This is a genomic window from Clostridium sp. AF35-15 (assembly GCF_003477745.1).
Lineage (GTDB): Bacteria > Bacillota > Clostridia > Lachnospirales > Lachnospiraceae > Otoolea > Otoolea fessa.
In genome coordinates this window covers 37,681-52,952 of sequence record NZ_QUDY01000010.1, presented here as the reverse complement: position 1 = coordinate 52,952, position 15,272 = coordinate 37,681, and the positions used below count along the sequence as shown (strand labels likewise).

Below are 15,272 nucleotides of genomic sequence, written 5' to 3'. Positions count from 1 at the left end.
CCAGCCCTTTTATGCCGCTGTCACATTGTTCGCTTCCATCGTGTCAAGAAACGCCTCATACTCTGCATCCTCGCCCATGTACTCAACGGTCAGAATCTGTGTCAGATCCAGGCTCATAACTCCCAGAATCGACTTGGCGTCAATGACAACACGGTTATAAAAAACATCAATATCAAAATCGCATTTCATAGAAGCATTGACAAATTTCTTTGCATCTTCTATCGTTTTCAGCATAATTTTTCTCTGTTTCATAATAAACAACTCCTTTTTACTGAATGTACCAACAGAATTTTTTCCTCCGTTTTTTAGGCACATTTAAAACCATAAAGATTTATTCAGTGTTTATAGCATGATTTTTGTCGAATGTCAATTTGATTTCTTTTATACCGCATATTTTTAATACATGATTTTTACCAAAAAAGCAGAGTGTTTCTTAGTAAAATATTCCGACGTCTAGAACTATCGTCGTATTCATTTCATGATATATTGTCATTATTTATATACATCAAATGGTTTAACGGATTGGTTTTGGGCAGTTGAACTAAATATTCATTGTGATTTTCCACCCAGCATGAGCACACAAATTCTCTTTTACCAAATTATCCTGATCTCTAGTTTCCATATAAAATGATGAATGATACTTAATAAATGGAAAAAAATATATTAAATCAAAAAAAATGAAAAATCACAAAAAAATTGTTGACTTTTCGTTATGGCTATGATATTATAACTGAGTCAGCAACGAAGGGGAATAGTTCAATGGCAGAGCAACGGTCTCCAAAACCGTTAATGGGGGTTCGAATCCCTCTTCCCCTGCTTCTAAAGGCGTCAGTGATTCAGAGATGAGTCATTGGCGTTTTTTGTTTTTTTTAACATTCAAGTTGAACGTCCGTGAGACTTGACGCGTGATTCTGGTCAGCGAAGCTGACATATTCCTATCAGAATCACTGCGCATCCTCACGGAGCGTTTATCTCAGTCGGAGCCCCAACTCCCACTGAGACAAATTTGCTGTTACTCACATTACGCTAATATTATTTTTCTTAAATTTTCCCAAAATCCAAGCAACCTACAGCAGCCCAATCGCCTCCCGCACATTTGCCACCCCTTCCAGCCGGATATCCGACCTTGGTTTCAATTTACTGACATTGACCATCGGAAGAATGCATCTTGTAAATCCCATCTTGACTGCCTCATGGACTCTCTGCTCTGCCATCGAGACGGCGCGCACCTCTCCGGAGAGTCCGACCTCGCCAAATACGATCGTTTTCTCATCCAGCGGACGGTCTTTATAGCTGGAAATCAGCGCCATCACGATCGCAAGGTCAAGCGCCGGCTCGTTCATCTTCATGCCGCCTGCAATGTTGACATATGCATCGTACCCGGACAGGGCATAACGGCATCGTTTTTCCAACACTGCCATGAGCAGGTTCACACGGTTGTAATCGACGCCCGCTGCCGTCCGCCGCGGCAGTCCGAAATTCGTCTTTGACACCAGCGCCTGCACTTCCAGAAGAATCGGGCGGGTTCCCTCCATCGAGCAGGCAGTCACCGCACCGGATGCCTCCGCCGGGCGCCCTTCCAGCATAAATTCGGATGGATTCGGCACCTCCGCCAGTCCTTCCTCCCGCATCTCAAACACGCCGATCTCATTGGTCGAACCGAAACGATTCTTCACTCCCCGCAGAATCCGGTAGGACGCATGGCGATCGCCCTCAAAATATAGCACTGTATCGACCATATGTTCCAGCATACGCGGTCCCGCCACAACACCCTCTTTCGTCACATGACCGACGATAAAGACTGTCACACCCAGTCCTTTTGCGAGCTGCATCAGGACGCCGGTGCACTCTCTTACCTGGCTGACACTGCCCGGTGCGGAACCTGCCGCCTCGATAAACATGGTCTGGATCGAGTCGATCACGACCACATCCGGGCGCACCTCCCGGATCACCTCCGCGATCGTATCCAGGTTCGTCTCACTCAAGAACGAAAGTGGTCCGCGCACCGTCCCGATCCGGCTTGCCCGCAGTTTAATCTGTTTTAATGACTCCTCGCCGGAGACGTATAAAACCTTTTGTTCCTGTCCTGCCAGGTTCCGGCAGACCTGCAGAAGCAGGGTTGATTTTCCGATTCCCGGATCTCCGCCGACCAGCACCAGGGAGCCACGCACCACGCCGCTTCCAAGCACCCGGTCAAGTTCTGCAAATCCAGTTTTCGTCCGATCCGTATCGGAAAGCTCAATTTCATCTAAGCTGACCGGCTTTGCCTGCGCGCCAACCCGTTTCCCCGGTGCCGACGTCAGCGAAGCCGCTGCCGCATACCGCCCTGCTGCCGTACCGGATGATGCCGATGCGGACGGCGCTTCCACCATCGTATTCCACGCCTTACACGCCGGGCACTGCCCCATCCATTTGGAAGATTCATAACCGCATTCCCTGCAGAAAAATCCCGTTGATTTTGCCTTTGCCATGCTGATTCCTTTCCAAACACTTCTTCTCATATTTCTTATTACACAAAAAGCTGCTGCATGGCGGAAACCGGCTTCCGGCGCACACGCCCGCCATTCCTGCCATGCAGCAGCTTTCATCTCATGCATTGTAACTTGTACGTAACGTTTTGTTTTTCTTTTCCTTATCTGGCTTCAATCCGGATTGCGGTTGCCTTGCCCGGGTTCAGCTCCACGCTCAGTACCAGTTTGCCGCTGACGTTGGTCTTCATGCCACCGACCGATACGCCGTCTACATATACCTCATACTCACGCTCATCCTCTAACTGAATGGTAATCTGAGCATCCTTCTCGCCCTCAACCGAAAACTGTACGGAAGTATCTCCCGCCTGGAAATGATTGACTGCCGTGCCCGGTACCGACTCATATACGAACATTCCGTTGCGCTCCAGCTTGGTAATCTCGCCGAATGTTTTTACCTTATAAAGATCGCCCTGAAATTCAAAATCCTGCAGCTTGGACTTTGCTGCTAACATATAATTGCCAAAACTGATGGTTCCGTCATCCTCGATGCGGATTAACTCGCTAACTACTGGCATAATGCTTTATCCTCCTAGTATCCTTTTAATCAATATCGCAACTGCTCCGCACTTACACAGTTACTCAGTAGTATCATTTTAACACACTTCGACCGGGTTTACCAGTCTTTTCGCTTCCAGCCCTTTAGACCGTCTCAAATTTCAGCTGATCGCCATCTTTTTCAATCCGAACCTCTGTTTTTTTCCGGATCGTGCCTTCCAGGATCTTCTCAGAAAGCTGATCCTCGATCTGCGTCTGGATCGTCCGGCGCAACGGTCTTGCACCATATTTGGAATCATATCCCTTGTCTGCCAGGAAATCGATCGCATCATCTGTGATCGTGAGCGTCATTCCAAGCTGATCCTCCGTCCTTTTCTTGATGCCGCGCAGCAGAATGCCCGCGATCGTCTTGATATTCTCCTTCGTCAGAGGATGGAATACTAAAATCTCATCGATTCGGTTTAAAAACTCCGGTTTAAACATCCGGCGCACTTCCTCCATCACGCGCTCTTTCATAAACGCATAATCCGCTTTCTCACCGCTCTCCGACGAGAATCCAAGCCGCTTCGGGGAAATAATATTTTCAGCGCCCGCATTGGAGGTCATAATCAGAATCGTGTTCTTGAAATCCACCTTCCGTCCCTGTGCGTCCGTAATGTGCCCGTCATCGAGGATCTGCAGCAGAATGTTAAATACATCCGGATGCGCTTTTTCAATCTCATCAAAGAGAATAACCGAATATGGATTGCGACGCACCTTCTCGCTGAGCTGTCCGCCCTCCTCGTAGCCAACATATCCTGGCGGCGAACCGATCATCTTAGAAACGCTGTGTTTCTCCATGTACTCCGACATATCAACGCGGATCATCGCATTTTCCGTGCCAAACATCGCCTCCGAGAGCGCCTTGGAAAGCTCTGTTTTTCCGACACCCGTCGGCCCCAGGAACAGAAACGAACCGATCGGCCGCTTCGGATCCTTGAGTCCCACACGACCACGGCGGATCGCACGCGCCACGGCGGATACAGCTTCCTCCTGTCCGACCACACGCTCATGCAGAATGGACTCCAGTTTCAACAGCCGCTCTGACTCTTCTTCTGCCAGCTTGCGAACCGGAATCTTCGTCCAGTCAGAAACAATGTCCGCAATCTCATTTTCACCGACCACTAACTTGCGTGAATTTTTCTCTTTTTCCCATTTTTCACGAATCTTTTCAATCTTTTCCTGCTTTTTCTGCTGCTTCTTCTTGATCTCACCGGCTTTCTCATAGGCTTCAGCCTTGATCGCCTCTTCCTTCTGACCTTCGAGTTTTTTGATCTCCGCTTCGAGCTTTTTAATCTCCTCCGGCTCCGTATATACAGTCAGACGCAACTTCGAGGATGCTTCATCGATCAGATCGATCGCCTTGTCCGGCAGGAAACGGTCATTGATATAGCGGGCAGACAGGCGCACCGCTGCCACCAGTGCCTCATCCTGGATCGTCACCTTGTGATGTTCCTCATAGCGGCTGCGAAGCCCCTTCAAAATCTCAATGGATTCCGCCTCCGTCGGCTCATCCACCATAACCGGCTGAAACCGGCGTTCCAAGGCCGCATCTTTTTCGATGTATTTGCGGTATTCTTCCAGCGTCGTCGCACCAATGAGCTGAATCTCGCCCCTCGCCAGCGACGGTTTCAGGATATTAGAGGCATCGATCGCGCCCTCCGCGCCGCCTGCGCCGATGATCGTGTGAATCTCGTCAATAAACAAGAGCACATTTCCACTCTCCCGCACCTCGGCAAGTACCTTCTTAATCCGCTCTTCGAACTCACCGCGGTACTTGGATCCTGCGACCATGCCGGACAAATCGAGACTGACAACCCGCTTTTTCGCGATCGTCTCCGGTACATTGCCGGAAACAATGAACTGTGCCAGACCTTCCACAACCGCCGTCTTTCCGACGCCTGGTTCCCCGATCAGGCACGGATTATTCTTCGTCCGGCGGCTTAAAATCTGAATAACACGTTTCATTTCCCGTTCCCTGCCGATGACTGGATCGAGCTTTCCGTCCCGCGCCATCTGGGTCAGATCCCGGCTGAAATTGTCCAGATTCGGTGTATTGCCTTTCTCCGGACGCACCCGTCCTGCTGCCGCATCTTCCGCTGCCTCGGACGGCGCGTCATCGCCCATAGCCCCCATCAGATCCACATATAATTTCTGAATATTAACATTCATTGTATTGAGTAAACGGCACGCAGTTGATTTTCCATCCTTGATGATGGCAATCAGGATGTGCTCCGTTCCAATCAGAGGCGCTTTGAAAAAAACCGCCTCATCATAACTCGCCTGCAGCACGGCGCGCGCCCCCGGCGTATACTCAATCTGTCCCTCTACCTGAGTCGCCACTGCCGGGCTTATCAGACGCTCCATCAGTTCCATGACACGCTCTTCTGTCACATCATGTTCTGCCAGAACCGCTGCCGCCACGCCAGTTTCCTCTTTTATCAGTCCTAAAAGCAGATGCTCCGTCCCCACATAGCCGTGTTCCAGCTCCTGCGCTGTCTCGACTGCCAGACGGATCGCTTCTCTGGCTTTCTGAGTAAAACGATCGATCATTTTACTGTTCCTCCTGTTTCTTTTTACTTTACACCAGCTTCGGCAGTTCCTCCCGCAGATACCGCGCCCGCTCTGCCTCCAATTCCTCACGTCCCAACGGCTTGCTCGAACGTTTCTGTAAGTTTGCCGGCTGGATGCCGATCATCAGGCGGTAAATGCTCACAAATTCCGCCGGTTTTAACAGCCCGTCCGCGATGCCCGCCCAGACATGAGATAGAAATGTCATCGCTTCCTTGAGCGTCATCCGACGCGCATATTTCAGAACGCCGTAGGACTTGTACGCCTCATCCTCCCGCTCCAGGCGGTGCCTCGACAGAGAAACCTCGCGGAACTGATTTTCCTGCGCCGAGAGCTGCCCCGCCACGTTGGCTACCAGCTCCAGAATCTCTTGTTCGGTGATGCCGAGTGTCTTCTGATTGACTACCTCGTACAAATCGCCGTAGTTTTCATTGCCTCTGCCATAAACGCCGCGCACGGTCGTGCCGAAACGTCCCATATCGCCCAGAAGTTCCTGAAATTTCTTATTCATTGTCAGAGACGGCAGATGCACGACCACGGACGCCTTCATTGCTGTTCCGACATTCGTCGGATAGGACGTCAGATATCCATATTTCTCATTAAATGCATACGGAATCTTCTCGTTGATATAATCATCCAGCGCATCCGCTTTTGCATAACATTCTTGCAGATCGAGTCCCGATGCCAGCACCTGTAACCGGATATGATCGTCCGCATTTAATACCATGCTGACCCGCTCATCCTCCGAACAGAGGATCCCGCCCGGCGTCGTCTTCTCCGCCAGCGTGCGGTTTAAAAGCCGCCGTTCCCGCAATGCGGTGCGGTCAAGCTTCTCCATCAATTCCAGATCTTCATATTCATAAAACTGACCGTCCCGGTCACCCAGATCGCGGAAATTCTGTTTTAAACGGGCAATCATCGTCCGCGCCTCATCCGGCTCCAGACGGCTCGGAAATTTATATTCCTCCCAGTTCCGAGACAGACGCACCCGGCTGGAAACGATATTGGACGCATCATTCGCCACTTCCTCAAACCATTTCGTCATGTCTCATCTCTCCTTCCAGACTGTGTATCTTATCCCGGCAGGCAGCAGCCGTCTCATAGTCTTCTTCCTGCAACGCCGCTTCCAGCCTGCGTTTCAGCTGCTTAATCTGCTCTTCCGGGCTGAATTCCAGTTCTCCTTTCTTCGTCACCTCTGCAGCCGCCTGACTGCGCGGCTGGATCTTCGGATGTTTGCCGGTATGGCTCGAATTTTCCTGCAATTTCTTAATTTTCTCTCCAAGCAACGGATCAAACACATGATAACAGTCCGCGCATCCGAAACGGCTGTTCTTGATAAATTCTTCATACGTCGTGCCGCAGGTCGGGCATACCACATCCTCTTTCGGTGCCTGGCTGGCAGACGCATCCGTCAGTCCCAAAAGGCTCGAAAGCAGTTTTCCAAGCGGAAATTCTCCCTCAATCAGTGCCGAGTACGGTCCCAGATCCATCTCTTTCGCGCACTGGGCGCAGAGATTATGCTCTGTCTTGACGCCGTTAAACACTTCTGTATATTTAATATTCGCTTCGCGAATCCCACATTTCTCACACAGCATAATTTATCCTCCCAACATACACATCCCGCAACGGTTCCAATACACAAAAACCATCGCCCGCAGCCGGAACCTGCTATTCCGCTGTAAATGCGTCATAAATGGAATCCACCAGATTGTGAACCTCCTCGCGGCTCACATTTTTACAGACACCTCTTGCCAGAATTACACTGAGATCCCGGCGCATCTCCGAGATCGTCCGCATCTTATCCGTGTCAAGTGCAATCACTGCCCCGCGGCGGCGGTCCACACGCAGAAAACCTTCCTGTTTCAGTACAGAATATGCCTTGTTGACCGTGTGCATGTTAATTCCGATGTTATCCGCTAACTGGCGCACGGATGGCAGCGTATCGCCCTCCCGGATCTGGTCGGTCGCAATCCCGATGATGATCTGGTTTATGAGCTGAATATAAAGCGCTTCCTCACTGTTAAAATCAATCTCTACAATCATACTCCACCATCTTTCATTCTGACGGCAGACCCCGTTTCTAAATACAGTCAGCCGCCTGTTTTATCATTTGTTATATAGATTGTATAACAAACAGATGTTTTCGTCAACTGTAAAACTGTGTTAATTGTGTGAACTTGTTACAAAAAAAATCAATATAAAAGAAAAGACAGATACCCGCCAGAAATCTTCTGGACAGATATCCATCTTTTCCTCTTTTATTTACTTCGGATCATCGATATACTCAAATCCATCCTCATCACGCCGATCCCGCTCTAACCGGGCTTTTGCCTCGCGGGCGCGTCTGGATCGCTCTGATTCCGACTCATATCTCGTTGGGCGATCACCGTATTCCTCCCGTTCCAGCGTGTAGTAAAGCTCCGAGCGGGATGCCGGGCGCACATAAATCGCCGGGCGCGCATTCCGGCGTTCTCCCGATGCTGCAGACTCTTTCGCCGCACGATGCGCCGATGCAGGCGTGTAATCGCGCTGCAGGCGGCTTTCTTTTGCTGAAACGGCACGTTCCCGTTCTGTGCGTCGGCTTTCTGCCACTGCCTGGCGTTCCCGCTCTGCGCGGCTTCCGTCTGCCGAAGTTCTGCGCGGACGCTCTGAATGGCTTTCCTCTGCCGCATCTCTGCGGGTGCGCTGCAGACGTTCTTCTTCTGATGCCTCTCTGCGGACACAAGCCGGACTGCTTTCTTCTGGCATTTCTCTACGAACGCGTTCGGAACGATTTTCGCTTCCTGCTTCCCGGCGACGTCTTTCCTCCGGCATCCGTTTTGCGCGGTCTGCCGATGCTGCCTCCATACTCCGCTCTCGGCGAACAGGCTGGGACGCGCGCTCATCTTCCCTTGTCCGGCGGACCGGCTGCATCTCGCGCTCCTCTTCCCGCTCCCGGCGAACCGGTCTTGTCTCCAGCGTCTCTTGGGTTCGGCGCGCACTCCGACGCCCTTCCTCCATCCGCTCTGCGGACGGGCGGCGTCTGTCATCCGCTGCCATGCGCTCCTTCTCACTCCGCGCTGCCGGTCTTGCCGGCATCATTTCCCCATCTTCTCTCTTGTCGCGCCCAGTGCCTCGTTTCACCCGTGCGTCTGCCGCCGGTCGTGCATTCGGCGATGACGGACGACGCTTGGACCTCTGTCTGCCTCCGGCTGCCTGCGCTTCCTCTCTCCACTCTTTCCGCTTGAGCAGAAGATTGATCACGATAAAGAACAAGATTACACACGCTACGCCCAGAACCGCAAGCATGACAAAGCGGATATTATAATCCCTGCAAAGTGCGTTGTACTTATCTACAATCTCTTCCACTTGTGCATCATCGTATTTAGTTGCCAGAGACGGGTCTTCAAAATACCGCTGGAAGGTCTTTTCTGCAATATCATACCGATACAGCGACTTCTCGCCGCTCTCATTCATACCATATACGACACAATACTTCTGCTGTTCATCGCTCTTCCACACCCAGCCCTGCACTTTATACGTGCCGTTTAACTGAATGGTCGTCTCCATAAATCCATCCGGAATCTGAACCGACTCATCCGGTGGAAGCACCAGAATCGACTTTGCTGTCACATCGATCGTCACATACGGCGATAACACACCGGATTCCGGTATATAAATATAAAATGCACCATTTCCATCGGCACCCTGCAAATACAAAAGCGTCAGGTCATTGCCATTTCCACACTGGACCTCTGAACCGCCATAAGTACAGGTAGACTGCGTATATCCTTCCGGAAGCAGGGAGGCATCAAATTCCGTCGCCACCGTATAGGAAACGCCGTCTATTTCCACATCCAGCCCGTTTTTCACAACCGGCGTTGTCCCAACTGCCTCTGTTTCAGCCCCTGTCTCCGCCTCTGACGGCACATCGACCGTATCGAGCTTATTGACTGTGATCGTGTAGCTCTTAGTTGTCTGTCCATCCTCCGCCGTCACCTTGCAGACAACGGTATTAGCACCTACCTTTAAGCCGGAATCACCGCTGACAAGGACTTTCGCCTTGCTGTCCTTCGCACTCGCGCTGACCGCCAGCTTATCGACGCTGGCTCCTACCTGCGCCGTATAGGAAGTCACATTTGGCGAAAATGCAGGGGAAAGTGTTCCTGGAGAAATCTTCAAGGACGAAAGCGCCGCTTCCGCCGAGGAGGTTGCCGGTGCTTTTACTTTGACGCTCGCCGTCCCCGTTTTAGAAACTGTGACTGCCTGTGCATCTGAGTCATAGACTTCATAACTTCCCACAGAGATCGAAGTATTTCCCGCCTGCACTGCCTTGAATTTCAGCGTATAGGAAAATGCCTTCGTCGAATTGGAATCCATCGTTCCAACTAGGCGGACGGAACCTGCACCGCCGCTTGCGTTATTTCCGCTCACAAACTCAATGACCGACGGATCATAGGAAAGTACCACGTCGGATGCCCCTAGATTTCCATCCTGAGAGGAGATCTTCACATTGACGCTGAACTCCTGACCCACCGTCGCACTCGGATCGGAAAATGAAATTTTTGCGCTGGATGCATAGGCGCTGATCCCGCCAACCGGCGCCGCCACCGTCAGCATACCTGCCGCAAGTATACCTAATATGATATTTTTAAACCTTTTCATTCAACTGCCCTGTCCTATATTCTTTATTGGTAACGGTCCCATATCTGCACCGTTCCCTTTCTTTACAAATTTTCACGTACCCGCTGCCATCTCTCAAGACCAGCCGCAGGTACGTGAAATATCCCTACAGTCCCAGAATCTTCTTCTGCATCAGAAGAATATCCAAAATATCTACTTTTCCATTTCCATTTAGGTCGGCGCGCGCGATTTCCTCCGCTCTTAACTTTCCAAGTCCCAGTATCGACCGCTGTGCCAGCAGGATATCCATGATGTTCAGCTTACCGTCGCCGTTGACATCCCCGCGCACCGACGATGCCGCATGCGTTCCCGATGTGGACTGGGATGGTGCCGCCGCGCTGGTCGGCGACTGGCTCCCCTGCGGACTGCCGGCGCTCCCGACAGACTCCCCATTTGGCGCAATCAGGGTTCCGGAACTGCCGCTCCCAAATCCATTCACATTCGATCCCGGTGCAGACTGCCCGGAAGGAGAGCTTCCTGAACTGCTTCCCGAAGAGGTCGGACCGACAATCTGCACATCCGAACCGCCGGAGGAAGAATTTCCTGAACTGCTTCCTGAAGACATGCCCGGTCCCGTCGCCGGACCGCTAGAGCTGCTTCCAGAGGAAACGCCGCTTCCAATCGAGCTTGAGTAGGTCGGACCGCCTGACTGGCGCACTACGTGAAGGACGTAATTTCGCAGATTTCCATTTGCCGCTTTGACCGTCACGGTGATCTCATTGACACCGCTCTGCAGATCGACCGTTCCCGTTCCGGCAATCGTTGCCTTGGAATCAATCGCGCTCGCCGCTACCGTCACGCTTGCCACCGACGGATCCACGATCAGATCGTAGGACTCTGTATCTCGGTTAAAGGTCGGTGTCAGTGCAAATCCATCGACACCCAGCGCCGACAGCTTGTTGTTCGGGCTGCCGTCCAGCGTCGGTTTGACGCAGGCGCCCGCCGGCATATTTTTATACACCGGAATCGAGAACTCAAGTGTTGTATTTGCCAATGCCGTGATCTTCGAAAGCGTCAGTCCTTCGGCAGCTGCCGCCTGCACATTCGTCATGTACTGGTGTTTATAAAGGTTGCTGCCCTGCACATTAAATTTCTTTAAGTACAGCGTATCCTGTCCTTTTTTTACATAATTCTCGCCGTAATAAACCGAACCGCCACGGATCGATTTCTCGATGCTGTTCCACGGGCGCAGATAGGTTCCCGACTGGGATGCCCACCAGAGTCCGCGTTCTACCGCACTCATCGAGCCGGACTGATATGCCTCTATATTAAAGAAGTTATAATAACCCTGATAGCCGGACACCGTTCCGGAAATACTGCGTCCGGTTCCCTGGCTGCCCTGTTCCTGCAGAATCATCGATGCCAGAATATATGGATTGACTCCCGATTCGGATGCCGCATTCATGATGATATCTACATAGGAAGTGCCGATTGCAGACTGCTGCGCCACTCCCGTGGAAGTTCCCGAACTGCTGGAAGTGCCACTTCCCGGTGCACTTGTTCTTCCGCTGCTGGTTGAACCAGAAGTTGTTCCAGTTGTGCTGCTTCCCGGTGCGCTTGTACTGCCACTGGTGGTTCCAGCCGTGCTGCTGGTTGTCCCCGATGACTTATTCGATGTGCCGCTGCTGACCGGCGCCGTCTCCCCGTCTGCATTGTTGGAAGAAAATCCATCTCCCGCCATGCCCGGTCCATTGGTCGCTGCCACCCGCTCCGTCTTATGATCGCTGATCGAAGCAATCGGAGACGACAGACCGGCGCTGCTTCCGCTCGAACCTGACGAACTTCCCGGTCCCGTCGCTGAACCGGAAGAAGAGCTTCCTGAACTACTTCCCGTACCGGCCGATACCGACGAGCCGCCCGACACCGTGCCGGAAAGGAAGGTTCCGCTCACCATGTTCTGCAGCCCCGTCTTCGTGTGAAGCGAACTGTCATACGACTGTTTCATGAACTGGTAAATATATTTATCATTTAAGAAATTCCGCGGATCCATATAATAGGCGATAATATCCGAAGACGCCTGTACCCAGGAGCTTCCGTCAAAACCCGGCCAGGTTCCGGTTCCCCAGTCATACGCACCTGTCTCGGTCGATTTCCAGGACGAAATGCTGCTGCTCGCAACCAGGTTCCGCCCGATCACGCTTTCATTTTTCAACGCTGTGTTCCAATCCAGATTTGTCTGGAACGCCGTGAACGTCCAATTCGGATATTGTGCATGCAATTCCCGGAGCCCCTGTTTATAGCTCTCCGGAAATCCCTGCTTTGTCAGATAGCTTTCAAAATCCGAATCCGATTTGATCGCAGTCGGAAACTTTATGTATTTGCTCGAAACATAACCCGTCTGCTCACCGCCGCTTCCGCTATATCGTATCTGATACCATACGACGCCATCCGTTCCCGTCTGCTCACCAAGTACTGTAACTGGTGCGCCCTTGGACAGCTTCGCTAGTGCCTGATACGAAGTGCCCGGACCACTCCGGACATTCAGGTTTGTCGCATTGACCGACGCGGTTCTCTCTTCCGCATAGCTGACGATCCCCAGCAAAGACTCTGCTGCAGTACCTGCCAGCCCTGGGTTGACCGCCATCACAGCACCCAGCAGAAACGCCGCCGCCCGTTTCCCCAATAACTTCCATTTTTTCATCCGTCTATCTCCTCATTCTGCTGCGTTTTCTGCAATTCATCCCCCGCAACGGAATTCTTATTCTGTCTGCCGCCGTATTTCCAGACAGCCGCTCGACTGTTTTCCATCTTTTTCACGTTTTTACAATCGTATCTATTATAATGAAAAAAGACCATATGTGTCAACCTTACCGAAAAAACTTCGCAAAATTTGGGGCCTTTGCGCGAAATTGTAAGATTTCCTTAATTTTTAGAAGCAGTATAAGTTGGCTTTGAAATGTTTTCCGGATATATGATTTTTGAATGCATAGTAGCATAAAAAGGAGTGCCAACCCGGTACACTCTACCGATTCTGGCACTCCTTTTGGCTCAAAATCCTTAAATTCTTTTTAGCTTAGATCTGGTAAGACTCGCTTTTTCTTCCAGCCCAGGTATTGATGCCGTTTCCATCCATCTCCTCAGTGGACACCGGTGCTTTCTTTACTTCCGGTGCAGCCGCTTTCAGGATCTCACGTTTCTCAACCGGCGGTTTCTTTGCCGGACGGGACTCGAAGAACTCTTTTGCCACCTGTGGGAACAGTGCATAAGTCAGGACATCCTCATCCTGCTGCTTCCACTGCTTCATCTCCGCCTCAATCTTCTCAAGCTGCGGCTCGATCAGATCTGCCGGACGACAGGTAATCGGTTTTGCATCGCCGATTGCTTTCTTCTGAACTTCTTTGTCGAACGGCTTTACAGTCTGTCCGAACTCGCCCATCAGAAGTTTCTTGGATTCCTTTGTGAACATCTTGTAGCGCTCGCCCATCAGGACATTTAATACAGCCTGCGTACCAACGATCTGGGAAGACGGAGTAACTAACGGCGGCTCACCGAAGTCTTTGCGGACTCTCGGGATCTCTTTCAGAACATCGTAGTATTTATCCTCTGCGCGCGCTTCTTTCAGCTGGGAAACCAGGTTGGAAAGCATACCGCCCGGGACCTGATAACGCAGGGTATTGATGTCAACGCCCAGAACCTTGGTATTCATCAGACCACTCTTTAACGCTTCCTCACGCATCGGGCGGAAGTAATCTGCGATCTCCGCCAGTTTTTCCTGATCCAGTCCGGTATCATACGGAGTACCTTTGAAGGTCTCAACCATAACCTCGGTCGCCGGCTGGCTCGTTCCCATCGAGAACGGAGACATCGCGGTATCGATCATGTCAGCGCCCGCTTCCACTGCCTTTAGGTACGTCATGGATGCAACGCCGGAGGTGTAATGCGTATGGATATCAATCGGAAGATCAACTGCTTCTTTCAGTGCTTTCACGAGGATCTCTGCATTGTACGGGGTCAGAAGACCTGCCATATCCTTGATACACAGAGAATCAGCGCCCATATCCTCGATTCTCTTTGCAATGTCTTTCCAATAATCCAGTGTATATGCATCACCCAGTGTATAGCTCAGCGCTATCTGTGCGTGTGCTTTTTCTTTGTTGGCTGCCTTTACCGCTGTCTCCAGGTTGCGGATATCATTTAAACAGTCAAAAATACGGATAATATCAATACCATTGGCAACTGATTTCTGTACGAAATATTCTACCACATCATCTGCATAGTGGTTATAACCCAGAATATTCTGTCCGCGAAACAGCATCTGAAGTTTTGTCTTCTTAAAACCATCTCTCAGCTTTCTAAGGCGCTCCCACGGATCTTCCTTCAGGAAACGAAGGCTGGCATCGAATGTCGCACCGCCCCAGCATTCTACTGCATGATATCCAACCTCATCCATCTTTCCGATGATCGGAAGCATCTGCTCCGTTGTCATTCTGGTTGCAATCAGAGACTGGTGCGCGTCACGAAGGACAGTTTCCACGATCTTAACCGGCTTTTTCTTTTCATTTGCCATTCTAAAGATACCTCCCAATACACTTTTATTATGAGTCAACTATCTGCGACCTGGCTGATTAAATAATTCACAGCCATATTTTTATCCATTATACCACAAGTTTCTCGATTTCTGGATAGTTTTTTTAATATAATTTCATAAGTAAATTCTATATCGTGGAAATGTGGGTTGTGATTTTTGCTGATGTCAGGGAGCTTTCCTCTGCGCCGCGTGGGGGCGGCTGGAGGAAAAAAATTTCTTGGTCACTTCTTTCTAGTCCGCAGTGCGGCAGCTCGAAAAAACTTCGTTTTTCCTCGCTGTCGGGCATTCGCCCTATGAAAAAAAGAAGCCGCACACAGCTGCTTTTGTGTAAACACAACGCTTCTGTGTGTCACCTCTTTCTAGTCCGCAGTGCAGCAGCTTGAAAAAACTTCGTTTTTCCTCGCTGTCGGGCATTCGCCCTATGAAAAAAAGAAGCCACACACAGC

The 15,272-nt window shown here is 51.0% G+C and carries 10 protein-coding genes and 1 tRNA gene; 1 reads left to right on the top strand and 10 read right to left on the bottom strand.

Annotated features, from left to right (window positions below; genetic code table 11):
• Window positions 1–9 precede the first annotated feature (9 nt).
• Window positions 10–252 (bottom strand): HPr family phosphocarrier protein, encoded by a 243-nt coding sequence (locus DWZ76_RS11600; RefSeq protein ID WP_118472750.1) that lies wholly within the window; start codon window positions 250–252, stop codon window positions 10–12.
• Between the two features lie 493 nt (window positions 253–745).
• Here DWZ76_RS11600 and DWZ76_RS11595 point away from each other — a divergent pair.
• Window positions 746–816: transfer RNA gene (locus tag DWZ76_RS11595), tRNA-Trp, on the top strand.
• A 251-nt stretch (window positions 817–1,067) separates the two neighbouring features.
• Here the strand turns inward: DWZ76_RS11595 and radA are convergent.
• The 9 genes from radA to DWZ76_RS11550 all read right to left on the bottom strand — a co-directional run bounded on the left by radA (window position 1,068) and on the right by DWZ76_RS11550 (window position 14,805).
• Window positions 1,068–2,471 carry a DNA repair protein RadA gene (radA, locus tag DWZ76_RS11590; RefSeq protein ID WP_118472801.1) on the bottom strand — a complete coding sequence of 468 codons (1,404 nt, stop codon included), beginning with the start codon at window positions 2,469–2,471 and terminating at the stop codon, window positions 1,068–1,070.
• 161 nt (window positions 2,472–2,632) lie between these two features.
• Complete coding sequence (locus tag DWZ76_RS11585; protein WP_022359635.1) at window positions 2,633–3,046, bottom strand: hypothetical protein; 414 nt, start codon at window positions 3,044–3,046, stop codon at window positions 2,633–2,635.
• 124 nt (window positions 3,047–3,170) lie between these two features.
• On the bottom strand, window positions 3,171–5,618 hold the full coding sequence (locus tag DWZ76_RS11580; RefSeq protein WP_118472749.1) for an ATP-dependent Clp protease ATP-binding subunit: 2,448 nt from the start codon (window positions 5,616–5,618) through the stop codon (window positions 3,171–3,173).
• Window positions 5,619–5,646: 28 nt separating this feature from the next.
• Window positions 5,647–6,681, bottom strand: a complete 1,035-nt coding sequence (locus DWZ76_RS11575; protein ID WP_107000011.1) for an ATP--guanido phosphotransferase — start codon at window positions 6,679–6,681, stop codon at window positions 5,647–5,649.
• Complete coding sequence (locus DWZ76_RS11570; RefSeq protein ID WP_107000012.1) at window positions 6,665–7,231, bottom strand: UvrB/UvrC motif-containing protein; 567 nt, start codon at window positions 7,229–7,231, stop codon at window positions 6,665–6,667. Before DWZ76_RS11570 ends, DWZ76_RS11575 begins: the two co-directional genes overlap by 17 nt.
• Before the next feature lie 73 nt (window positions 7,232–7,304).
• Window positions 7,305–7,679, bottom strand: a complete 375-nt coding sequence (locus DWZ76_RS11565; RefSeq protein ID WP_022359631.1) for a GntR family transcriptional regulator — start codon at window positions 7,677–7,679, stop codon at window positions 7,305–7,307.
• Between the two features lie 219 nt (window positions 7,680–7,898).
• Window positions 7,899–10,280, bottom strand: a complete 2,382-nt coding sequence (locus DWZ76_RS11560; protein WP_118472748.1) for a cadherin-like beta sandwich domain-containing protein — start codon at window positions 10,278–10,280, stop codon at window positions 7,899–7,901.
• A 124-nt stretch (window positions 10,281–10,404) separates the two neighbouring features.
• Window positions 10,405–12,939, bottom strand: a complete 2,535-nt coding sequence (locus DWZ76_RS11555; protein ID WP_118472747.1) for an SH3 domain-containing protein — start codon at window positions 12,937–12,939, stop codon at window positions 10,405–10,407.
• 372 nt (window positions 12,940–13,311) lie between these two features.
• Window positions 13,312–14,805, bottom strand: coding sequence for an oxaloacetate decarboxylase subunit alpha (locus tag DWZ76_RS11550; RefSeq protein WP_022358437.1), 1,494 nt, complete (start codon window positions 14,803–14,805; stop codon window positions 13,312–13,314).
• Window positions 14,806–15,272 lie beyond the last annotated feature (467 nt).

Coding starts and splice junctions, on each gene's coding strand:
- DWZ76_RS11600 (WP_118472750.1), bottom strand. CDS start 252: ATGAAACAGAGAAAAATTATGCTGAAAACGATAGAAGATGCAAAGAAA.
- DWZ76_RS11560 (WP_118472748.1), bottom strand. CDS start 10,280: ATGAAAAGGTTTAAAAATATCATATTAGGTATACTTGCGGCAGGTATG.
- DWZ76_RS11585 (WP_022359635.1), bottom strand. CDS start 3,046: ATGCCAGTAGTTAGCGAGTTAATCCGCATCGAGGATGACGGAACCATC.
- DWZ76_RS11570 (WP_107000012.1), bottom strand. CDS start 7,231: ATGCTGTGTGAGAAATGTGGGATTCGCGAAGCGAATATTAAATATACA.
- DWZ76_RS11580 (WP_118472749.1), bottom strand. CDS start 5,618: ATGATCGATCGTTTTACTCAGAAAGCCAGAGAAGCGATCCGTCTGGCA.
- radA (WP_118472801.1), bottom strand. CDS start 2,471: ATGGCAAAGGCAAAATCAACGGGATTTTTCTGCAGGGAATGCGGTTAT.
- DWZ76_RS11565 (WP_022359631.1), bottom strand. CDS start 7,679: ATGATTGTAGAGATTGATTTTAACAGTGAGGAAGCGCTTTATATTCAG.
- DWZ76_RS11550 (WP_022358437.1), bottom strand. CDS start 14,805: ATGGCAAATGAAAAGAAAAAGCCGGTTAAGATCGTGGAAACTGTCCTT.
- DWZ76_RS11575 (WP_107000011.1), bottom strand. CDS start 6,681: ATGACGAAATGGTTTGAGGAAGTGGCGAATGATGCGTCCAATATCGTT.
- DWZ76_RS11555 (WP_118472747.1), bottom strand. CDS start 12,939: ATGAAAAAATGGAAGTTATTGGGGAAACGGGCGGCGGCGTTTCTGCTG.